The organism is Chryseobacterium sp. MEBOG07, assembly GCF_021869745.1.
GTDB lineage: Bacteria > Bacteroidota > Bacteroidia > Flavobacteriales > Weeksellaceae > Chryseobacterium > Chryseobacterium viscerum.
Genome location: NZ_CP084579.1, coordinates 1,163,968 through 1,185,685 on the forward strand (window position 1 = coordinate 1,163,968; position 21,718 = coordinate 1,185,685).

Sequence of the window (21,718 nt, forward strand, 5' to 3'; positions counted from 1 at the left end):
TTTGTTAAAAATTATAATATGCAATTGGTAAAAGCAGGGCTTTGTGCCTTTGGAATGAGTGGGAAAGTTTTCCATGCACCCTTTTTAAAGGAGCATCCGGGATTTTCTATTTCTGCAGTGGTAGAAAGAAGTAAAGAAGAGTCAAAAGAAAAATATCCTGAAGCAACCATTTACCGCTCTGTTGAGGAAATGCTTCAGCAAGCAGATATAGAGTTGGTCATTATCAACACTCCGGTTCAGACACACTATGAATATGCAAAAAAAGCATTGGAAGCAGGGAAAAATATCATTGTAGAAAAACCTTTTACAGTCAATGTTTCCGAGGCTGAAGAACTTGTGCAGCTGGCCGAAGAAAAAGGATTGTTCTTAAGTGTATACCAAAACCGAAGATTTGACCGTGATTTTTTACAGGTACAAAAGATATTAAATGATCAGAAAATAGGGAATATTAAAGAAGCTGAAATCCGTTTCGACAGATTCCGAACGACACCTAGTGGAAAACAGCATAAGGAAAGCCCGGATCAGGTAGGTTCAGGATCGCTTCATGATCTGGGATCGCATCTTGTAGATCAGGCGGTACAGTATTTCGGATATCCTGAAAAATTGTTTGCCGATGTATTTTCTATGAAGGGAAAGGAGTTTGCGAATGACTATTTCGAGATCCTGCTATTCTATAAAAATGATCTGAGAGTAAGACTAAAATCTTCGGTTTTCAGTAAAGAAGCACACTATGCTTATACTATTCATGGTGACAAAGGAACTTTCTTACAGGAAAGAACCGATAATCAGGAAAACGAATTGGTAGCAGGAGCTATTCCCGAATATGGTAAAGAGTGGGCTGAGCCGTTAAAAGGAACAGACGGAATTTTAAATGTCTTACATGAAAATTCTGAAACAGAAAGAATACTGACCGTCAGTGAAGCTGGAAATTATATGAATTATTACCAGCAGATTTATGAACACATCGTTTTTGGATATGCGCTGCCATCTCCGGGGAAAGAAGTTATTCAGAATATGAAAATCATTGATGCTTCCCTGAAAAGTGCAAATGAAGAAAGAGTAATTGAATTATAAATTATGATTTATGAATTATGAGTTGGAGAATAATAGCGGTTGTCAACTTTATACCAACTCATAATTCATAATTTTTAATTCATTATTACTAAAGGATTTCCTGAAGTTCCAGCCACTTCATTTCATACTCTTCTAGCTTTTCAGAAATAGTTTCCAGCTCGGCAGATAGTTTTGCAACTTTTTCATATTCCGTTTCATTATTAAGCTGATCCATTATTTTAGCACGCTTTTTTTCAAGTTCTGGCATTTCTTTTTCTATGGTTTCCAGTTCACGTTGTTCCTTAAAAGACATTTTTCTTTTTTAGAAACAGGTTCAGAAACCTCTTTTACTGCTACTATTTCTTTTACAGGTTCTGGCTGCTTTGATACTGTATTTTTTTCTAAGGCATCCTCACGGCTTTTAGCTTCTCTGTATTCTGAGAAAGTTCCAACAAAATTTCTGATTTTTCCATCTCCTTCAAATGCAAGAACATGGCCTACGATTCTGTCCATGAAATATCTGTCGTGGGAAACAATAATCAAACTACCCTGAAAGTTGAGCAAGAAATTTTCCAGAACAGTCAAAGTTGGAAGATCCAAATCATTGGTAGGTTCATCAAATATCAGAAAGTTGGGATTCTGATACAAAATATACATCAGGTGGAGCCTTCTTTTTTCACCTCCTGAAAGTTTGGAAATAGGTGAGTATTGCGTTTGGTCATCAAATAAGAATAGCCTCAAAAATTGCGATGCAGAGATCGTTCTTCCGTTAGCTAAAGGGAAGTTTTCGGAAATTTCTTTGATAAAGTCAATTACTCTTTCCTCTTCTTTATATTTCAGTCCTTTTTGTGAAAAATATCCGAATTTGATCGTTTCTCCGGTTTCAATTTCTCCGGAATCCTTTGGCTCAAGACCTTGGATAATATTCAGTAATGTAGATTTTCCAGCACCATTTTTTCCTACAATTCCTACTTTCTCACCTCTTTGAAACTGATAACTGAAATCTTTTATTAATAATTTCTCGTCATAACTTTTAGAAATATCTCGAAGTTCCAAAATTTTATTTCCGAGTCTTTTCATTTCAAAGTCGAGTTCCAGAGATTCTTTTCGGGTATCGGTTTTAGCTATTTTTTCAGTTTCGTAAAAGTCTTCTTGTCTAGACTTTGATTTTGTAGTTCTGGCCTTAGGCTGTCTTCGCATCCATTCCAGTTCTTTTCTGTAAAGATTATTCGCCTTGTCGATTGTGGAATTCATATTGTCCTCACGAATCATTTTGTTCTCAAGATAAGTCGCATACGAACCATTGTGGAAGTATAGATTTTTATCTTCCATTTCCCAGATAATGTCACAAACGCTGTCAAGGAAATACCTGTCGTGAGTAACCAGAATTAATGTTATTTTGGCTTTGCTTAGATAGCTTTCAAGCCATTCTACCATTTCTACATCAAGGTGGTTGGTTGGCTCATCCATGATCAAAAGAGTGTGACGGTGCTCGGCTCTTGTTTCAGTTAACAATTTTGCTAAAGCCACACGTTTGATCTGTCCTCCGGAAAGTGTTCCCATTTTAGCTTCCAGATCTGTGATTTTCAACTGAGAGAGAATTTGTTTCATATCATTCTCCAGGTCCCAAGCTTTATGAATTTCCATTTCAGCCAGAGCTTTTTCAATGAAATCATAATCTGTTGAAAGTAATGATTTATGATAATTTTTTAAGGCCTGAATGGGCGCAGAATCAAGTGTCATCATAAATTCGTCAATAGTGAGATGAGAATCAAAATCGATTTCCTGGTCAAATAAGACTACCTGAATATCCTTATTGATCATCACATTGCCACTGTCTGCAATTTCTTTCCCCATTAATATTTTAAGAAGGGTAGATTTTCCGCTTCCGTTTTTGGCAACAATGGCTATTTTATCACCTTCATTGACATGAAAAGAGATATTTTCGAACAAAAATTTGATGCCATAAGATTTAGTAAGGTTTTCTACAGAAACGTAATTCATTGGAATGTAATGGTTTGATATTGATTTTGAATTGAACTGCAAAAGTACGAAAATGTAGCCTAAAATTTTCCTGAACCTCTTTTATAAAATGAATATTTATAATTTTTTAATAGACTGTGTCCATTGTCTGAAAAAACTATTCAGTAAATTTGATAGCCTATAATTTAATTAACACAGTAAAAATATTAATATAAAAATCTGATTGAAGTAATGAAAAAAGTAATTGTCGACATGGACGGGGTAATGGCAGATGTATATCATCAGCTGGTGCAATTTGAAAAAAGAGATACAGGAAGAGAAATTCCAATCAGCGATTTGACGGGTAAACCTGAAATAGAGTCTTTTCCCAATGGAAAAAAACACGTTAATGAAGTTGGGTTTTTCAGAACCTTACCTGTAATGAAAGGAAGCCGCGAAGCGATGGAATATCTGAATAACAAATACGATCTCTATATTGTATCTGCAGGAATGGAGTTTCCCAATAGCTTAAGGGAAAAATACGACTGGCTGGCAGAGCATTTTCCATTCATCACCTGGGAACAGATTGTTCTTTGCGGAAGTAAAAAAGTGGTTTCCGGAGATGTAATGATTGATGATTATCCAAAAAATCTGGATCATTTTTCAGGGGAAAGATTAATATTCACCCAGCCTCATAATGAGCTGATAGAAAATGATACTTATAAAAGAGTGCATTCCTGGGAAGAGGTGATGAATATCCTTTAAAATTATCAAAGAGATAGTTAAAAGCTGGAAGTGCAAAGATGGAGGCTGGAAGTTATATAAGACAGATTATTTCTGAAAGCCGATATGAATTATGCGGTCAGTATTAATTCCCATCTTCCTGCTTCTAGCTTCCTTTGGTATTTTTAATCCAGTGTCAGTCTTTTTAACGACCAGGAATTTCCATTATAAATATCAATATCCACTTTGGCGTTGATGCCATGAACGATACCGTTTTCTGTGAACTGCCAGAAATCCCACTCATCATCCGGAGAAGGAGAGGGGACATCATTGTAATTGGCCAGCCATAAAGGATACCCTTCGAACTCACCTTTCAGAAAATCTTTATAATAATGATAATACGTATAAATGATAGGTTTTTGACCATACGTATCTTCCACGATTTTACACCATACTTTCAGGTCTTCAATCAATTTTTTATTGGTCTTACGCTTTGGGATTTTTTCAATATCTAAAATAGGAGGCAGGTCGCCGCTTTCCAGTTTTACATTGTTTAAAAAGTTATTAGCCTGAATAACGGGATCTTCATCAGCTCTGTAAAAATGATAGGCACCACGGATAAGCTCATGTTTTTTGGCACTTTCCCAAAATTCATCAAAATGTTTATCAGCACTTCGGTTTCCCATTGTAGCACGCATTACGACAAACTCTAATGGAATTGTTTTATTGCCAATACTGAGACTGTCCCATTTGATATCTTCCCTGTTTTGATAATGAGAAACATCAAAACCATACGTCTTATCCAGATTACTGCTTAGTATTCTCTGAATTCTTGCCGCTTCCTTTTCACTGTTGTGAAGTTTTTTGTGCTTAAACTTATTAAAGTACAACGCATAATAATAGCTTACAGACTGCTTTAAATAAAATCCGGTTCCTATCAATGCTACGATCAATATTCCCAATATTACCCATCTTCGGAAAAAATACTTCTTCCGTCTTGATTTATGGACCTGTTTGGCAGTTTTTTTGGTGTACTTTTTTGGTGTCATAAAGTTTTGCAAAACTAACTTTTTTCACTGCTAAATGCTAAAATAAAATCAGTAAATTTGTGTATTATGGAAACACGCGAAAAAATCATCATTATAGGAGGAGGATTTGCGGGGCTGCAGCTTGCAAAAACATTGAATAACAAGAACAAAAAGGTTATTGTTCTGGATCGGATGAACCACCATATGTTTCAGCCGCTTTTTTATCAGGTAGCCTCAGGAAGGATAGAACCTTCCAACATTTCTTTCCCCTTCAGAAAGATTTTTCAGCAATCCAGAAACACACAGTTTCGGATGACAGAGGTGAAAGAAATAGACCCTGCCAGCAATAAAGTCATTACCGACGAAGCCGAATTTACATATGATAAACTCATCATTGCAACGGGCTGTAAAACCAATTTTTTCGGAAACAAAGAATTAGAAGGAAGAGCTTTTGGGATGAAAAATACCCAGGAGGCCATCAGTATCAGAAATCATGTACTGATGACCTTTGAAAAACTTATCATTGAAAAAAGCAGAAGCGATGACGGAAACTGGAATATCGTGATTGTAGGAAGTGGGCCCACCGGAGTGGAGCTGGCGGGAGCTTTTGCTGAGATGAAAAAAGATATTCTTCCCAGAGATTACCCTTATATGAACTTTGACCATCTGAAGATTATTCTGGTGAGCTCTACCGAAAAACCACTTGCTGTAATGAGCAGTGAAGCACAAGAAAAATCGGAAAAGTATCTTAAAGATCTTGGAGTAACTTTTCTGAGTGGAGAAGTGGTAACAGATTATGATGGGGATAAAGTACACCTTAAAAGTGGAAAAGAAATTTCGTCCAACAATGTAATCTGGGCTGCTGGAGTTACCGGAAATGTTGTAGGAGGTTTCCCGGAAGAAAACTTAATGCGAAACAGATATATTGTAGATCGATATAATAGAATCAAAGGGTACGACAATATTTATGCTATCGGAGATATTGCCTATATGGAAACACCAAAGTATCCACAAGGGCACCCTCAGGTGGCTAATGTAGCCATTAATCAGGCAAAAAATTTAGGTAAAAATCTATTAAAGAAACATCAGGACGAATGGAAAGAATATGAGTATGATGATAAAGGCTCTCTGGCGACCATAGGGAAGCATAGAGCCGTTGTAGATCTGCCATTTGTCAAGTTTCAGGGATTTCTGGCTTGGTATTTCTGGATGTTTCTCCATTTAATGCTAATTTTGAGCGTTCGAAATAAACTGGCCATATTCTTCAACTGGATGTGGAGCTATATCAACAAAGATTCTTCTTTAAGATTAATTATTATACCTACTAAGAAAAACGGAACATTACAATGAGAATTGACATAATAAGCGTACTTCCTGAACTGATGGAAAGTCCGTTTAAAACCTCTATTTTGAAAAGAGCGATGGATAAAGGGCTGGCGGAAGTACATTTTCATCAACTGAGAGACTGGGCAATCAATAAACACAGGCAGATTGATGATGAACCTTACGGAGGTGGAGCAGGAATGGTCATGATGATTGAACCGCTGGATAAATGCATTTCAGAACTTAAATCTCAAAGAAATTATGATGAAGTGATATACCTTACCCCAGATGGAGTTACTTTGAATCAAAAAATAGCCAATACGCTTTCTATAAAAGAAAATCTAATCTTTCTTTGCGGACATTACAAAGGGATAGATCAAAGAGTAAGAGACCTTCATATTACAAAAGAAATTTCAATTGGTGACTACGTTCTTACAGGAGGAGAACTGGCAGCATGCGTTCTTGCAGATTCCATCATAAGATTGCTTCCCGGCGTTTTGAATGATGAGCAGAGTGCTTTGACAGACAGCTTTCAGGATGATCTTCTTTCACCACCAATTTATACCAGACCCGAAAGTTATAAAGGACTGGATGTTCCTAAAATTTTACTGAGCGGGAATTCTGGAAAAATTGAGGAATGGCGTCATGATGAAGCTGTAAGAATTACCACAGAAAAACGTCCCGATTTACTTTAAATCAAATTTGCCGGGATTTATTTGATTCTGGCTAACCTATTTAATCCCGTGTGCTATTAAGGCAAGTGGAATAATATTTGTTGCAAATATGATAGGTATGAAAAATATTAATATTTCTAATTTTAAATTAATATTTTATTTCTCTTATTCTTGATTTAGTATATTGTTTCAATTTTGACTAATATAGCAAAACTCTCGAATGATTGAAAAATTAATTTATTTTGGCTTATTTCATTGGTATTTTTATTATATTTGAATTGTTTTTTTATTGAAATTTATTTATTCTTATAGACGTTTGAATCAACGGGATTTGAAAAAATAATGGATTTATATCTTGAAATAAAAAGAACATAATAAATTAAAAAGTATAGAAATTAGTGTAGATGGAGTTGTTCTCTTTTTATAATGTTGAAAATTTATTTTTACCCGATCCGAAACCTGTCCACAAATTAGATCCTACCCGGTCAGGATTAAGGAATTGGGATGAAAAGAGATATAATAACAAGCTTTTCAAAATCTCCCATGTATTTCAGCTGATGAAGGAGGATAATGGGGTAATGCCATTTGTAATAGGATTGTCTGAAGTTTCCGGAAGGAAAGTTCTGGAAGATCTCGTGGAGATGGAACCCTTTAATTCGCAATATGGAATTGTACATTACAATTCTATGGACGAAAGAAAAGTGGATGTAGCCATGTTATATGATAAAAATAAAGTAGAGGTAATAGATTCAGAGACCATTACTTTCTTTTTTGAGATAGTGAATAAAAACACAGAATATTACGACACAACCAGAGACGTACTTTTTTCGAAAATTAAATATAAAGGAGAAATTATTAATGTCTTTATCGCGCATCTTCCCTCTAAACGCGAAAAAGATGTCAATAAACCGAAAAGAACTTTTATATTGAATGAAGTCCGGGAACGGATTATGAAATTAGTAAATGCTGATAAAGAGCATGTCATATTGTGTGGTGATTTTAACGAAAACCCGGATGATGAAAATTTAGTGCAGATTCTTTATGACAATCAGCATGAGAAGGTTTTAATGAATCCTTTTCAGCAATTGTTTTCTTCTAGAAATTATTCTACTTTTCATTATAAATCTGGATTGCTGTATGATCAGATCATTATGTCAAGATCTTTACTTGATAATAAGACGCTGGCTTTTCAGGATGCCCATATATTTAATTCTGAAAACATAAGCAGCAAGGCCAGAAATTTTGAAGGACGTCCTTTCCGAACTTATGCCGGTACACGGTATTTGGGAGGATATAGTGACCACTTTCCGGTTTTTGTAAAATTTAAGAATTTACAGTAAAAAACATAAATAATAAAAAAGTAGAAAATGAAAAATTCGAGCAACACAAGCTACCATTTGGATTCTATTGACAAAGAGATTATCTACATGTTGATGGATAATGCCAAAACTTCCTTAGCCCACATTTCAAAACATGTTGGGATTTCAACTACTGCGGTACATCAAAGAATCAAGAAACTTGAACATGCAGGAGTTATTGAAAATTCAATATCATTCCTTAATCCTAAAAAAATTGGATATAAGGTGACTTCCTACATTGGTGTATTTCTGGATCAGCCAAGTCATTATCCAGATGTGGTAAAATCTTTACATGATGTGAATGAAGTAGTAGAAGCTCACTATACAACAGGAAATTACACAATATTTCTAAAAGTTCTTTGTAAAGATAATGATCACTTGATGCAGATTCTTAGCAAAATTCAAAAACTAAAAGGAGTAACACGAACAGAAACTTTTATATCTTTGGAACAAGGTATTTACAGACAATTGAAAGTATAACGATATGAACATAGCCCAATATTTGGATTCAACTTACTTGAAAACACCAGAACAATCAGGTATTTCCCATGAAGAAACACTTCAAAAAGACAAAGAACTCACCCAGGAAGCTATTGAGAATGATATTTTTGCCGTGATGATTCGTCCGGATTATGTATCTGAGATCAAGAAATATATTCAGGAAAGAAATTCAAATGTTGCAGTAGGAACTGTGATAGGCTTTCACGAAGGCACGTATTCAATTGATGAAAAGCTTGCAGAAGCCTCAAAAGCAATTGAAGATGGTGCAGATGAATTGGATTTTGTAATTAATTATACTGCTTATCTGCACGGAAATATAGAATTGGTAAAAGAGGAATTTGTAAAATGTACGGCATTATCCCTTGAACATCATAAAGTTGTAAAATGGATTATTGAAATTGCAGCACTGACTGATGAGCAAATTGCTGATCTTACTAAAAATATATCTACCTGGGCAGAAGAGAACTTCTCCGAAAATGACTGGTCAAAAATTTTTGTTAAATCTTCGACAGGATTTTTCAAAACTACCGATGGGAAACCTAATGGAGCAACCTTTGAAGGGGTTACCATTATGCTTAATAATGCAGGGAAACTTCCTGTAAAAGCAGCAGGAGGTGTAAGAACTCCTGAAGATGCTGAGAAAATGATCAGTATGGGAGTTAAAAGGATAGGTACCTCTTCGGCTTTAGCATTAATTAAAGATGAAGCTTCATCAGAAGGATATTAAATATAAAATTCAAAATATAAAAAAACCATCAGTTTAACTGATGGTTTTTGTTTTATATCTGTGCCTGATATTCTTCGTAGAACTGTTGGGTTTCTTTGATTAGGCTGTTCATTTCTTCCAATGTGAAAACTTCCAGGAACTTTTTTCTGAAATCCTTGAAATGAGGAATTCCTCTGAAATAATTGCTGTAATGCTGTCTCATTTCAATCAATCCTAATTTTTCTCCTTTCCATTCTGCACTCCACTCCGCATGTTGGCGGACTGCCAGTAATCGGTCTGATATAGTAGGAGCGGGTAAGTGTTCTCCTGTTTTAAAGAAATGTTTGATTTCATTAAATATCCATGGATAGCCAATAGCAGCACGTCCGATCATAATACCGTCACATGCGTACTTTTGCTTATATGCTAATGCTTTTTCAGCAGAATCTATATCACCATTTCCAAAAATTGGAATTTCAATATTAGGATTTTGTTTAATTCTTGAAATATGTTCCCAATCTGCTTCACCCTTGTACATTTGACCACGGGTTCTGGCATGTATGGTAAGAGCTTTGATTCCTGTTTCCTGAAGACGTTCTGCTACTTCATCAATATTGATGCTGGTGCTGTCCCATCCTAAACGGGTTTTAACAGTTACAGGCAGGTGGGTAGAGCTTACAACGGCTTTCGTAAGACGAACCATAAGGTCAATATCTTTCAAAACTCCAGCTCCAGCTCCCTTGCAGACAACTTTTTTTACAGGACACCCAAAATTGATATCTACCAGATCCGGATTTACCGTTTCAACAATTCTGGCAGACATGGCCATAGCTTCTTCATCTCCACCAAAAATTTGTATACCAACGGGTCTTTCATAATCGAAGATATCCAGCTTTTTACGGCTTTTAATAGCGTCACGAATCAATCCTTCGGAAGAAATAAATTCCGAATACATTAGATCTGCACCGTGCATTTTACACAAACGTCTGAACGGAGGATCACTTACGTCTTCCATCGGAGCCAGCAAAAGTGGAAATTCCGGCAGTTCTATGTTGCCTATTTTTATCATGATGCAAATTTACGAAATTCTGAAAAAACAATATTTTGCTATTTATTATATTGTTTGTTGTTTTACGTTTGTTTGTTTATTTAAGGAACTTTAAGATATTTTGTTTAAATTTTATTATATATATTTATCTGATTTTCAATGTTTTTGTTGATTTATTGAAAATTATTTTTTATATTTAGTGTAATAAAAATTAATGATATGAAAAAATTCTATTTTATTTGATGGCAATTTTAGCTTCATCAAATTTTTATTCACAAGTGAACGTTTCTGCTACAGCAGGAACAGCTACAGGAACCTATACTACGTTAAAGGGAGCATTTGACGCTATTAATGCGGGAACACATCAGGGAGCAATTTCAATCAGTATCACAGCTAGTACAACAGAAACAGCAACTGCCAGTTTGAATGCCAGTGGTGGAGCAACCATCTACACCTCAGTTGCGATAAAACCTGCTGTAGGAGTTACGGCTACAATTTCTGGTGATCTTGCCAGTGCCCCTTTAGTGAGAATCCAGGGTAGTAATATTACTTTGGATGGAAGCAATGTTGCTTCAGGAACAACAAGAAACCTTACCCTTACTAATACCTCTGTTACTGCACCGCAGGTACTTACATTTATTGCAGCTTCTGCGGCGGTGGCTAATAGCAATATTATGGTTAAAAACCTGAATATTATAAATGGTATCAATAGCTCTTCAGCTTTAGTCATGTATGACGGAGCTACAACCCCTGTTGGAGGCTTCTTTAATAATGTTACCATCCAGAATAATTCTATAAAGAAAGCTTATATGGGAATTTATTTATTTGCAGCCACAGCAGTAGGAAACGGAGCAAATACATTGGTTACCGGTAATGATATAAGTGCTTCCGGAGCAGATGCCAATCGTCTTGGAGGAGTGTATGTACAGGGTGCAGACGGAGTGACCGTCAGCAATAATATTATTGGTAATTTTGAAACTGCCAGTACCGAAATCAAAAGAGGGGTCTGGTTTGCTACTGCTACTGTAAACTCTTCAATTATTTCAAATACTATTACCAATCTCGGATATACCGGAACATCTACGGGTGGAGCTTCCGGGATTACCGTTACCTCCGGTAATACAGGAGCATCTGCGGTAGCCAATATTATCATAAGGGGAAATACTATTTCCAATTTTACTTCTAGTGGAACAGGAACTCTGTTTGCGGGAATTTATGCGGGGGGTGCGCTAACAGCCGGACTGACCATTGATAATAATAAGATAAATGGTATAAAAAATACCAATATTGGCGGATATGGAGCTCAGGGAATTTATCTGGCAACAACAAGTCTTATAGCTAATACGTTGGTTTCTAATAATGTAGTGAATGGTATAGCTGGTTATGGATATGCAACGACTGGTGGAGTCAATGATAACGGAAACGGAATTGTTATTGCCGCAGGGGGAGGATATAAAGTATATTATAATACAGTTGTCATGGATGTTAACCAGACTGTTGCAGGAAGACCTTCTGCGTTTAATATTACCAGCGGAGTAACCGGTTTAGGAGGTATTGATGTGAGAAATAATCTTTTTGTAAATACCCAAACCCAGGCAGGGGATAGATATACGATTTATGCAGGAGCGCTCAGTAACGTTTTTTCTACTATTAATTATAATAATTTCTATTCTTCCGGGACAAATCTGGGATATATTGGAGGTCTTGCAAAAGCGACACTTGCTGATATTCAGTTAGGATTTGGTGGCAATGCAAACTCTCTGAACGTTCTGCCTGTGTTTGTATCTGCTACTGATTTCCATGTGTCTGCTACCGGAAATGCAGCTCTTGATAATAAAGGAACTCCTGTGGTAGAAGTAACATTAGATGCAGATGGGAATGTACGAAATGCTCTCACTCCGGATCTTGGAAGTTTTGAATTTACAGTTGCTGTACTAGCGGTAAATGATGCTGCTAAAAAGAATACTGTAAGCTTCTATCCGAATCCAGTGGTAGATTATCTTTATATCAATAATGACAGTAGAATCAAAGATGTTGAAGTATATAATGTTTCAGGACAGAGAATTCTTAGTGAAACAATCAATGCTGAAAAAGGTTCTGTAGATATGAGACGTGCTCCTGCTGGAGTTTATATCTTAAAAGTAAATGCAGAAAAAGGTTCGCAATCACTGAAAGTTATTAAAAAATAAAATATAACTCATAACAAAAGAGAATCCCCAATAGTGATATTGGGGATTTTTTATTTAAAAAGTAACCATTAATGCTAGAAACTTGCCTTTACCTGCATACTTCCAATGTGAATTGTTCGTTCACCTGAATTTCTTCCTTCGTAATTAAGATTCAATTGGATAAACGAGTTGATGGCTTGTTGAATAAATACACTCCATACCTGGTTTTTCCCAGGCTTCAGACCATCCAGCATCTGGTTTCCTACAATACTGAAATTATTTCCTGTAAAATTATTGCTGATGAATGAGAAGTTTCCACGGATGGAAGTCTTTCTACGCTCCCATTGGATAGTTCCTGTAACATCAAAAGCTTTAAGAAGCTCTTCACCATCTAATCTTTGTTTCTGACGGAAAGCAGAAGACAATTCTGCCTGAATAGCATCCGTAAATTTATATGTCGCCTTAGGTTTGGTTTCAAAATTATTAAGACGATAATCTCTTGTCGCAAATAATTGTGAAGAGTTTTTGATATCATGAACAGAATTTTCCCAATCGACCCTGAATTCTTTATTGAACCAATATCCAACATTCAGAAAATGAGAAACCTGCTCACGCTCTTCATTACTGAAATTAGCATTAATAAGGTTATCATTCGTGATGAGTCTGTAGTTTCCGTTCCATCCTGATTTATCAGTCGGATTGAACTGTACGGAAGCAAGGATATTCTGATTTTTAAGGATTTGATCGCTGTTCTTTTCAAAAGGATTCAACACAAGAACTTTATCTTTTTTATAGAATGAGTTTTGAGAATTTAATGAAATATTGAAATTCCAGCGTTTTAGAAATCCATTTTCTGAATTGAAAACAATAGCCGGATTTACAAATAAAGCTAACTGTATTTTATTTTTATTGGAAGGAATATACCTTACAGAATTGGTGTAGACACGGATATATTGTGCAAGATCGGAATATTCGGCAATTTCAAATTCGTCCAGCTGCTGAATACCATCTCCGTTATAATCCGTCCATTTATAAACTCCCTGTCCGTCTGTAACTTTGATGTACTGGAATTCCCTTTGTGCTTCCTGTCCGTTTCCAAGCTCGTAGAAAGCCTGAAGACGCATACCGTTTCTGAAAAGCTGTTGATTGTAAAGGATATTTCCAACAACGAAGTCATTATTTCGGGTTACATTACCTTCCGGACCGGAGTAGAAGAATTTTCTGTAATGGATTAAAGCATTTAAAGTAGTTCTTTCTGTTTTGATGATCTGGCTCTCCGCCATGATCCCCAAAATATTGTTCATATTCTGAAGTCTGTTGTCACGCACAGAGTCGTTATCTCGCATGTATACTTTTGCCAATAACTTTGTTCTTGTACTGTCACCGATTTTCTTTTGTAAAAAGAGCTCTTTCCAACTAAAACTCGTGACATCCATAAGTTGGGTGTCATTGTATTTTTTCTCGTTATGCTCCATACTTCCGCCGATAGTCCAGCTTCCTTTTTTACCGGTAAACTCAGTTGAAGCCCCTCCACGGATGAATTTAGTGTCCTGTAAGGTTGCATTGGTATTCAAGTAAGATAGATTCCCTTTGGTAAAGAATTTTCCTGTAATCCAGCCGAAGTCCAGGTCATTTTTAAGTCCTTTGTAAGAATTTTGCTCGTTCAAATAATTGACACGATAATTTAAAGTAGATTTATTATTCCATTTATTCAGGAAGCTGAAAATAAACCTGTTTTGAGTCTTTTTGTTAAATTCTTGTGCAAGGTTAAAATCTCTGGAGAATTCCACATCGTTGATACGGTCCAGAATATGAAACTGTTTGTCGATGTATTGATATTCAAAACTTGGAGTACCTTTCCATGTGTTTTTTGTAAAACTTTTATTCCCGAAGATACGCCATGCATATCCCATATTCTGATCAGAATCTTTTGACGAAAATAAATTGACATCATAATTACTCAGGGAAATATCAGCGCCTATCTTACCTTCATTCAATAAATACTCAGAATTCACTGAATATACCTGTGATTTCTGAGGGGAAGGAAGTTTTCTTACCGCTCTGTAGTCTCCCGCATTGGGTCCTACATATTGGAAAACACGTCCGTTATTGGTAGTCTGTGCTATTTTGTAATCTCCAAGATTAGCCCCAAAATAAGTAAAAGAGACCTGATAAAGTGTTAAATTAGGATCAGTGGAAAACTCGTAGAAATTTCCGGCTGTGTTTAATTTATATAAAATTTTATTGACGTCATACTCGGTGACCACTCCCGATGGTGCATACATGAGATCAGGATTGTTTCCTGCATCAGCAAGGATCTGCTCATCTTCTTTGGAAAGACTTAAAGAAAGCGGTGCATTTTTGTTGTCATTTTCCATGAACCAGTTAAGTCCCACTTTGAATCTTTCTCTCTGATGTTCAAGCTTTCCTGTAAATAAATATCTTGAATAATTTCTATTGGCGTAGTTATAAGAAATCGTAATGAAATTCTGCTGGAAAATAGGACGGAAACTGGTAAAGGTAACTTCACCCGTATTATAGTTGATGATATAATCCTGGTTTTCTCCACGTTTCATTAAGATCCCGTCAATGAAAACCTGTTCGGAACCTGAAATCAAAGTAATAAACTGTTCTCCGTTTTTACCCGTCATACGATAAGGTCCCTGGTTACCTTCAACCCCTTGAAAACGAATTCGGTGGAATTCACTTCGTGCAACACCGGCAGAAATATCTACAAATGTTTTATTTTCTTTCCCAAATTCTGTCTGAAACTGAAGTCCCATACTCCTTCTCTGGTATTTCGCGAAATAATTTTTAGCTTCTACAAGATCAAGATGCCCGGCTCTGAGGATAGATTTTTCCTTAATATTAAGCTGCATATAGATCTTGTCAAACTCTTCCAAAGTTTGGGTATACCCGTCAGCCTGAATGGGAAGGTTATGATCTGAAATACTGGCTAAAATGGTAACATCTTTTGATAATCGCCCTGAGATCTGAAGATCCATGGAACTCTGTACAGACTGTCCCTGATTATTCCCAAAAGTGATCCCACGGATAATAGAACCTTTTGAATTAAGTTCTCCTAAAAATCTCTTTTTATCATTTTTTGCTAATACAGCTTCATCAATAATGATCTTGTTGTGAGTTCTTATGAAATCAAGAGTATCTTTTGCAAAGATGTCCTGTTCCAGCCTTGCAGCGAGAATACTGTCTCTTTTAATGCTGTCTTCAGGAATGTTGGGATTTTTCCATGAAAATACCTGAGCATTTCCTAAAAATATGCCTAAAAAAAATAAAACGAATAGAAGAATAAAATTCCGCAAGTCCTGAAAATAATTGGTAAAAATAGCTAAAAAATGTTAATACTAAGATGTTTAGAATTATTAACAGAAATTTAATCCAAATATTGTGAAGTCGTGAAAAATCAACGTAATTTAGCCCCCGAAATTATTAATAACAGAAAATTTTTAAATCATGAAAAAACTTTATTCGTTTGTAGCGGCTGCTATGTTTGCTGCTACTGCCTTTGGACAAACCACTCTTTTATCAGAAGATTTTGGAACTACCAATACATTACCAGCTGGCTGGGTAAGCACAAGTACCACTAATGGATGGAATGGAAATACAACTAATCAATCAAATAATTCAGGAGCTTCAGGAGGAACGAACGCTGTATTCGTTGGAAATGGTTCTAACGGAATTACCCATACACTAACTTACTCTTTATCTACAGTTGGATACAGCAATGTTAATATTATCTGGGCTGGCAAGGGAACTAGTACTTTTGCTCAGAATATTACTTTTCAATGGAGTACAGATGGTACTACTTGGAATAATGTAACCTATACGTATACCAAAAATGCTAATAGCTGGGCTCTTGTAAATGGTGGGGTAGCGATTCAGTTACCAGTACAGACAGAGAATGCAGCTAGCTTAAGCCTTAGATGGTCTTCTGTTACCAATAATAACGGAAACTACAGAATTGATGATGTAAAAGTAGTAGGTACTGCTGCTTCATTAGCAACACATGAAATTAAAGGAAACAAAAATTCATTTGTTAAAAATACGGTTGTAAATAATGATATTACTTTCGGAACTAAATCTGATGTTAAAATCTTCAACATTGCTGGCCAGGTTGTAAAAACAGCTGTTGTTTCTGAAAACCAATCTTTGAATGTTTCTGACCTTAAAGAAGGAACTTACATTGTAACGGGAACTGTAAACGGTAATTTTGTTTCAGAGAAAATTATTAAAAAATAATTCGTTAATTAACTAATTGTTAAATATATAGCGCTATTCAAATTGAATAGCGTTTTTTTTGTAGTTTTACGAAGTATTAAAAAAAATTATTTTCATGAAAAAGATCTTTACTATTTTAGGATTAATTTCCGCGACTGCATTTATGAATGCTCAGATTGTGATTAATGAAGTCTACGGAGGTGGAGGAAACTCTGGAGCAACATTAAAAAATGATTTTGTTGAATTGATTAATAGAGGAGCATCGTCAGTTACGATTACAGGTGCATATTTACAGTATACTTCGGCTGCAGGGGCTTTTGGACCAAGTGGGAGTAATACCAATCCTCTTAATAATAAGTTGGCATTACCATCAATTACTTTAAATCCGGGACAAAAATATCTGATTCAGTTAGCTGTTGGGAATGGAGGGACTCAAAATTTACCTAATCCTGATTTTGCTCCAAGTGGAACTAGCTTTCCTGATCAACCTTTAGCCCTATCCGGGACGGGTGGAAAAATTGCATTGACAAGTGATAGTACAAGCCCTACCGCAGCAAATGGATCAAATGTTATTGATTTTGTTGGTTGGGGAACTGGTGTAAGCTTATTTGAAGGTACTGCAGCAGCTCCTGCAACTACCAATACAACATCTATTTCTAGAACTAATGGTATCGACACTAATAATAATAATGTTGATTTTACTGCTGGTACTCCAACTCCAGAAAATTCGTCTTCAGGAACGCTAGCTGTTATAGATACTAAAAACGCGAAATCAGGAAGTTTCGTAAAGAACTCTTTTGTTAAAAACAACGAGATCGTTTTCGGATCTGATGTAAAAGACGTAAAAGTTTTCAATATGTTCGGACAGCTTGTAAAAGAAGCTTCTGTAAAACAAAACGGAACTGTAAGCGTTGCTGAGCTGGCAAAAGGAAACTATGTCGTAACAGGTACAGTAAATAACCAACCGATATCTCAAAAAGTTCTTAAAGACTAATCTCTTTTAGATAAAAATATAAGGAGCCGCTTCATAGAAGCGGTTTTTTTTATGTAATTATTTGTTGATTTTAAATTTTTGTATGGCCTTTATTTCTTAATTTGGTGGTATTGTTTTTGATATTTTTATCACAAATCCATTTCTAAAATTAATACGATGAAAAAAATCTTTACTCTTGCCGGACTTCTTTTGTTAACCTCTTTTTCAAATGCACAGATTGTGATCAATGAGATCTATGGTGGTAATGCCAATTCAGGGGCTGTGTTGAAAAATAATTATATTGTCCTTAAAAATATCGGAACCAATTTGGTTTCTTTGACAGGGGCGAGCATACAATATGCACCAGCGATAGGTGCTTTTACCGAATATCATACGTTACCAGACTTTACTCTGGGACCTGAAGAAACATATTTGATTCAGGAGTCAGCAATTGATGGAGGTACCGAAAATCTACCTACACCAGATTTTATTGCGACGACAATAACTAATTTTGACGGAACACCTAACAAATCTTCCGGATTAAGAATCTCCAGTATATCAGGAAAAATAGCTTTAGCCGGAAATATAGTGCAGGTAGCAGGACCTTCTGCATCCAATGTCTTGGACTTTGTGGGATACGGATCCAATGCTGATCAATTTAAAGGAGATGGACCAGCTCCTTCTCCAACTACCACCACCGCTATAAAAAGAACATTAGTAGGGAGTGATAATAATATGGCTGACTTTTCTCTGGAAGGCAGTGTGAAATCCGGGTTTGTACAAAATCCCTTTATCAAAGACAGTAGAATTGTCTTCGGAACCGAGGTGAAAGATGTGAAAGTATATGATACATACAGACAGGTTGTCAAAAAATCACCTACAAAACTAGCCTCAAGTCTTGATATTGCCGAGCTTCCCAAAGGAACTTATATTGTAACCGGAACGATCAATAATATTCCGATTTCACAGAAAATTATAAAAGATTAGTTTTTAATAATAAAGAACAGCCTGTATTCACAAGCTGTTCTTTTATTTTAATATAAGATATTAATCGTTGAAATTTAATCCACAAAGATATCCACAATAGTCTTTTTACTTTTAATAAAGCTTAATACCAGCCTCTTCTTGCTGCATTGATAATTGACCCAAGATTAAGAATCAGGGTATATCTGATCCGTTTTCCATAATCTTTAAAGGAAGGTTCAAATCCTAAAGAAGACTGTATTGGGAAATAAACTTCCAGGAAATCCGGGATAATTCTTACTTTAACTCCAGTATCCCATATGAATTTGGCAGGAAGATCTTTATTTTTATACACTCCGGCATCAGCATACACATGGAATATTTTCCAGATACTTGAATCTACATTTGCAGAAGTAATCCATTGGTTGACGGTTCCCGGGAGAAAAGATTTGAAACCACCATCTGCTAATATAAACTGTTGTGAAAGAAGTCCGCTGCTGGCACTTTCTCCCAAAAGGGTATAAGAGAATGAGTAGTTTGAAACCCTGGAAATACCATAATCGAAAAGATTGTTTCGGGTATCGTTTCTCATGAAATATCCGGCAAATAAACGTAAGCTCAGCTTTTGTTTAGGTGCAAATTCCCATCTGTAGAAGCCTTCAGCAGTTATTTTATTGAAGTCTTCCATTCCCTGAGCGCTCAGACTGAAACTTTTTTCATGGATCATCTGACTGTCACTGTAGCCATACCCAATACTCCAGAGATTATATTTGCTGTAATCGTTATTGGCAATCATCAAAGGGCTCAGGTCTCTTTCAAAATAATTATATGAAATACCTACGCTTCTACTTACTGTACTTCTCGGATTTTTTCTGAAATTGATACTTGACGCAATAGAACTTTTTCTGTAGGCCAACCCATAATCATAATGGAAATAAGAACCGGAAACACCAAATGTTAAGCTTCTGATAATACTTTCAGCGGGAAGAAAAGAGTAGGAAACTGCTCCTGAACCCGTCAGCTTTCCTGTTCCTGTACTATAAGTCGGTGTAACCGAATACAGGAATTTTTGGTCAAAGAAAGATTGGTTTTTTAAATTAACTCCCAAGAGAAATTTATCATACGTATTGTTGAAACGTACTCTTGGACTGATATAAATTTCATTGTATTCCGGATTCGGAATATCTTTTATTAATTTAAGTTTAATTTTTTTTGCATTGGAAAATATTCCTTTCGCATACAAAAAGTTGTCCCTGTAATTGGATTCAGGGAAAATGTAACCACTGTTTAGTGTGACTTTATAAATATTATCTGAAGCAGGAAGAGATACAGTGGTGATATGCTGATTTTCTTCAGTATCTATCCAATACGCTTTCTTTTCTCCTTCTTTAGTTTCCGTTTCCAATTTTACAGGAATGGAAACATCGGTATTTTTAGCAATTCTTATCTGAAGAGAATCATTTTCTTTTCTAATATTCTTTAGCCTAAAATCAACCCTGTTTTTCTGTTTGAAAAAGTTGGAAAGATAAGCCGTTGATTTATTCTTTTCAGAAAGAGACGTCAGAAATTCATCAGGATTAATTTTTTTTCCGGAATTCTGAGAAATATAATTTTTTACAATATCATTGAAGTGGTCATATCCCATTTTATCTGCTGAATAATTAAAAAGGCTTCCTGTTTCAAAGCTGCTGATAGCCATGTCATTGAAATTACTCAAAACAGGAAAGTGCTCGTCAATCTTCTGATCGAGGTTCTGCAGCATGATATACTGATAGGAGAGTCCATAGCGGTCCAACAGCTTTACTTTGGATGCGTGGAATAATTTTAGAGGCTTGAGCCCGAATATTTTAGTCTCAGGAAGTGTACCTAAAAGTTTGCTGTCGGCATAGAATTTTTTCAGATACTGAATTTCCAGGTAGGATTTTAAACCATTTTTGAACCAATGATCTTTTTCCTTATCGGCGATAACGTTTTCATCAAGAATTTTCTTGGCAATGATTCCAAAATAATCCAGATCGGTCTTTTCAGCATTCGTAAATAGCTGGAATCTGAATTTCAGGAACGTAATATCATTATTTCCGAAAAAGTCTTCTTTAGCCCTGAATTTATCAGAAATAAAAATACTCTTCGGAAGAAAACCGAGTCTTTCTTTGAGGAACTTTAAGTGTAAAGGAAGATAAAATTCCAGATTTTGTTTTTCCTCTGGCTTCAGATTGTATCCAAACTTAATTTCAGTTTCAGATCCGTCAACATTGGTTTTTATGGAAGGATAGCCAGTAGGCGAAATCAAAAACTCAGGATCCGAATCAAGAGAACCCCTGAATGAATTCATCTGAGTCTGTGGAAGATTACCTTCAACAAAATTATTGACAGGAACATCAAAGTTTATGGTCCAGAAAGTATTGAAACTTACCTGTTCTTCAATGTCATGGTAGTTTCTTTTGGAAATATTGTCCGGATCAAAATGATCCGGAACAATAAAGAAATATTTTAATACAGTATTCTGAGCGGATGTGCCGTATCCCGTAAATGTTTTATCGGGAAGCTGCATCCGGTATTGCAACTGTAAAGTGACGCTTTCGCCAGGTTTTAATACATTTTTCAGAGGAATAAAAAGATTTTCGTCTGAGAGGGTATTAACAGGAATAGCTTCGTTTTCAGAATTTTTAATATTCAGTTCAAGAAGTTTTCCCAATTGATCACTTTTTGCAAAGTGCAAATCGTTATTTCGGTCTTCCAGTTTTCTGTAGACTAAAGAAGTTCCGCGTTTATTGTAAGCGGAAACCCAATTCAAGAGTTTTATGGTCTGCAGGTCTTTTTCAGAATGATTGTAATAAACAATTTCCTGACTGACATCAAGGTTCTTTTTGTCAGGAGACAGTTTAGCTTCAATATATATACTGTCTGTCTGTGCAGAAACCTGTACAACTCCCCAGAACAAAATAAGGCAAATGCTGATCTTTTTCAAATATCCGTGATAAAGACCAAATATAACTTAT

The 21,718-nt window shown here is 35.7% G+C and carries 17 protein-coding genes; 11 read left to right on the top strand and 6 right to left on the bottom strand.

The window, feature by feature from the left end:
• The first annotated feature begins 18 nt into the window (after positions 1 to 18).
• Complete coding sequence (locus tag LF886_RS05330) at positions 19 to 1,074, top strand: Gfo/Idh/MocA family oxidoreductase (RefSeq protein ID WP_236853040.1); 1,056 nt, start codon at positions 19 to 21, stop codon at positions 1,072 to 1,074.
• A gap of 88 nt (positions 1,075 to 1,162) precedes the next feature.
• Here LF886_RS05330 and LF886_RS24085 read toward each other — a convergent pair whose 3' ends face one another.
• Both LF886_RS24085 and abc-f read right to left on the bottom strand, forming a co-directional pair.
• Positions 1,163 to 1,366, bottom strand: a complete 204-nt coding sequence (locus tag LF886_RS24085; RefSeq protein WP_410685441.1) for an ABC transporter C-terminal domain-containing protein — start codon at positions 1,364 to 1,366, stop codon at positions 1,163 to 1,165.
• Positions 1,330 to 3,057, bottom strand: a complete 1,728-nt coding sequence (gene abc-f / locus LF886_RS05335) for a ribosomal protection-like ABC-F family protein (protein ID WP_410685443.1) — start codon at positions 3,055 to 3,057, stop codon at positions 1,330 to 1,332. The genes LF886_RS24085 and abc-f overlap by 37 nt, the downstream gene beginning before the upstream one ends.
• A 210-nt stretch (positions 3,058 to 3,267) precedes the next feature.
• On the opposite strand from abc-f, the gene LF886_RS05340 reads away from it, so the two are divergent.
• Positions 3,268 to 3,780: a 5' nucleotidase, NT5C type gene (locus tag LF886_RS05340; RefSeq protein WP_236853042.1), complete on the top strand. Its 513-nt coding sequence runs from the start codon at positions 3,268 to 3,270 to the stop codon at positions 3,778 to 3,780.
• Between the two features lie 143 nt (positions 3,781 to 3,923).
• Here LF886_RS05340 and LF886_RS05345 read toward each other — a convergent pair whose 3' ends face one another.
• A complete protein-coding gene (locus LF886_RS05345) occupies positions 3,924 to 4,787 on the bottom strand; it encodes a glycoside hydrolase family 25 protein (RefSeq protein WP_236853044.1) in 864 nt (287 codons plus the stop codon).
• A gap of 66 nt (positions 4,788 to 4,853) precedes the next feature.
• Here LF886_RS05345 and LF886_RS05350 point away from each other — a divergent pair, with 66 nt between their 5' ends.
• The 5 genes from LF886_RS05350 (at position 4,854) to deoC (ending at position 9,349) form a co-directional block, all read left to right on the top strand.
• Entirely contained in the window at positions 4,854 to 6,116 is a 1,263-nt protein-coding gene (locus tag LF886_RS05350; protein WP_236853046.1) for an NAD(P)/FAD-dependent oxidoreductase, read from the top strand.
• Entirely contained in the window at positions 6,113 to 6,784 is a 672-nt protein-coding gene (trmD, locus tag LF886_RS05355; RefSeq protein WP_236853048.1) for a tRNA (guanosine(37)-N1)-methyltransferase TrmD, read from the top strand. Before LF886_RS05350 ends, trmD begins: the two co-directional genes overlap by 4 nt.
• A 383-nt stretch (positions 6,785 to 7,167) precedes the next feature.
• Entirely contained in the window at positions 7,168 to 8,103 is a 936-nt protein-coding gene (locus LF886_RS05360; RefSeq protein ID WP_236853049.1) for an endonuclease/exonuclease/phosphatase family protein, read from the top strand.
• 27 nt (positions 8,104 to 8,130) lie between these two features.
• Positions 8,131 to 8,601 carry an Lrp/AsnC ligand binding domain-containing protein gene (locus LF886_RS05365; protein WP_103232653.1) on the top strand — a complete coding sequence of 157 codons (471 nt, stop codon included), beginning with the start codon at positions 8,131 to 8,133 and terminating at the stop codon, positions 8,599 to 8,601.
• 4 nt (positions 8,602 to 8,605) lie between these two features.
• Positions 8,606 to 9,349 (top strand): deoxyribose-phosphate aldolase, encoded by a 744-nt coding sequence (gene deoC / locus LF886_RS05370; protein ID WP_236853051.1) that lies wholly within the window; start codon positions 8,606 to 8,608, stop codon positions 9,347 to 9,349.
• Between the two features lie 52 nt (positions 9,350 to 9,401).
• Here deoC and dusB read toward each other — a convergent pair whose 3' ends face one another.
• Positions 9,402 to 10,397: a tRNA dihydrouridine synthase DusB gene (gene dusB / locus LF886_RS05375; RefSeq protein WP_103232655.1), complete on the bottom strand. Its 996-nt coding sequence runs from the start codon at positions 10,395 to 10,397 to the stop codon at positions 9,402 to 9,404.
• Positions 10,398 to 10,618: 221 nt separating this feature from the next.
• Between dusB and LF886_RS05380 the strand changes: the two genes are divergently transcribed.
• A complete protein-coding gene (locus LF886_RS05380; protein ID WP_236853053.1) occupies positions 10,619 to 12,565 on the top strand; it encodes a T9SS type A sorting domain-containing protein in 1,947 nt (648 codons plus the stop codon).
• 74 nt (positions 12,566 to 12,639) lie between these two features.
• On the opposite strand, the gene LF886_RS05385 is transcribed toward LF886_RS05380, so the two are convergent.
• Positions 12,640 to 15,867 carry a hypothetical protein gene (locus LF886_RS05385; RefSeq protein ID WP_236853055.1) on the bottom strand — a complete coding sequence of 1,076 codons (3,228 nt, stop codon included), beginning with the start codon at positions 15,865 to 15,867 and terminating at the stop codon, positions 12,640 to 12,642.
• 151 nt (positions 15,868 to 16,018) lie between these two features.
• On the opposite strand from LF886_RS05385, the gene LF886_RS05390 reads away from it, so the two are divergent.
• The 3 genes from LF886_RS05390 (at position 16,019) to LF886_RS05400 (ending at position 18,743) form a co-directional block, all read left to right on the top strand.
• Entirely contained in the window at positions 16,019 to 16,804 is a 786-nt protein-coding gene (locus LF886_RS05390) for a T9SS type A sorting domain-containing protein (protein ID WP_236853056.1), read from the top strand.
• A gap of 94 nt (positions 16,805 to 16,898) precedes the next feature.
• Complete coding sequence (locus tag LF886_RS05395; protein ID WP_236853058.1) at positions 16,899 to 17,777, top strand: lamin tail domain-containing protein; 879 nt, start codon at positions 16,899 to 16,901, stop codon at positions 17,775 to 17,777.
• 156 nt (positions 17,778 to 17,933) lie between these two features.
• Positions 17,934 to 18,743: a T9SS type A sorting domain-containing protein gene (locus LF886_RS05400; RefSeq protein WP_236853060.1), complete on the top strand. Its 810-nt coding sequence runs from the start codon at positions 17,934 to 17,936 to the stop codon at positions 18,741 to 18,743.
• Positions 18,744 to 18,864: 121 nt separating this feature from the next.
• On the opposite strand, the gene LF886_RS05405 is transcribed toward LF886_RS05400, so the two are convergent.
• Positions 18,865 to 21,687, bottom strand: coding sequence for an aminopeptidase (locus tag LF886_RS05405; RefSeq protein ID WP_236853062.1), 2,823 nt, complete (start codon positions 21,685 to 21,687; stop codon positions 18,865 to 18,867).
• Positions 21,688 to 21,718 lie beyond the last annotated feature (31 nt).

Excerpts from the sequence above, each read along its gene's own strand:
- LF886_RS05395 (WP_236853058.1), top strand. The coding sequence starts at position 16,899 with ATGAAAAAGATCTTTACTATTTTAGGATTAATTTCCGCGACTGCATTT.
- LF886_RS05400 (WP_236853060.1), top strand. The coding sequence starts at position 17,934 with ATGAAAAAAATCTTTACTCTTGCCGGACTTCTTTTGTTAACCTCTTTT.
- trmD (WP_236853048.1), top strand. The coding sequence starts at position 6,113 with ATGAGAATTGACATAATAAGCGTACTTCCTGAACTGATGGAAAGTCCG.
- LF886_RS24085 (WP_410685441.1), bottom strand. The coding sequence starts at position 1,366 with ATGTCTTTTAAGGAACAACGTGAACTGGAAACCATAGAAAAAGAAATG.
- LF886_RS05340 (WP_236853042.1), top strand. The coding sequence starts at position 3,268 with ATGAAAAAAGTAATTGTCGACATGGACGGGGTAATGGCAGATGTATAT.
- abc-f (WP_410685443.1), bottom strand. The coding sequence starts at position 3,057 with ATGAATTACGTTTCTGTAGAAAACCTTACTAAATCTTATGGCATCAAA.
- dusB (WP_103232655.1), bottom strand. The coding sequence starts at position 10,397 with ATGATAAAAATAGGCAACATAGAACTGCCGGAATTTCCACTTTTGCTG.
- LF886_RS05350 (WP_236853046.1), top strand. The coding sequence starts at position 4,854 with ATGGAAACACGCGAAAAAATCATCATTATAGGAGGAGGATTTGCGGGG.
- LF886_RS05330 (WP_236853040.1), top strand. The coding sequence starts at position 19 with ATGCAATTGGTAAAAGCAGGGCTTTGTGCCTTTGGAATGAGTGGGAAA.
- LF886_RS05360 (WP_236853049.1), top strand. The coding sequence starts at position 7,168 with ATGGAGTTGTTCTCTTTTTATAATGTTGAAAATTTATTTTTACCCGAT.
- deoC (WP_236853051.1), top strand. The coding sequence starts at position 8,606 with ATGAACATAGCCCAATATTTGGATTCAACTTACTTGAAAACACCAGAA.
- LF886_RS05365 (WP_103232653.1), top strand. The coding sequence starts at position 8,131 with ATGAAAAATTCGAGCAACACAAGCTACCATTTGGATTCTATTGACAAA.
- LF886_RS05390 (WP_236853056.1), top strand. The coding sequence starts at position 16,019 with ATGAAAAAACTTTATTCGTTTGTAGCGGCTGCTATGTTTGCTGCTACT.
- LF886_RS05345 (WP_236853044.1), bottom strand. The coding sequence starts at position 4,787 with ATGACACCAAAAAAGTACACCAAAAAAACTGCCAAACAGGTCCATAAA.
- LF886_RS05380 (WP_236853053.1), top strand. The coding sequence starts at position 10,619 with ATGGCAATTTTAGCTTCATCAAATTTTTATTCACAAGTGAACGTTTCT.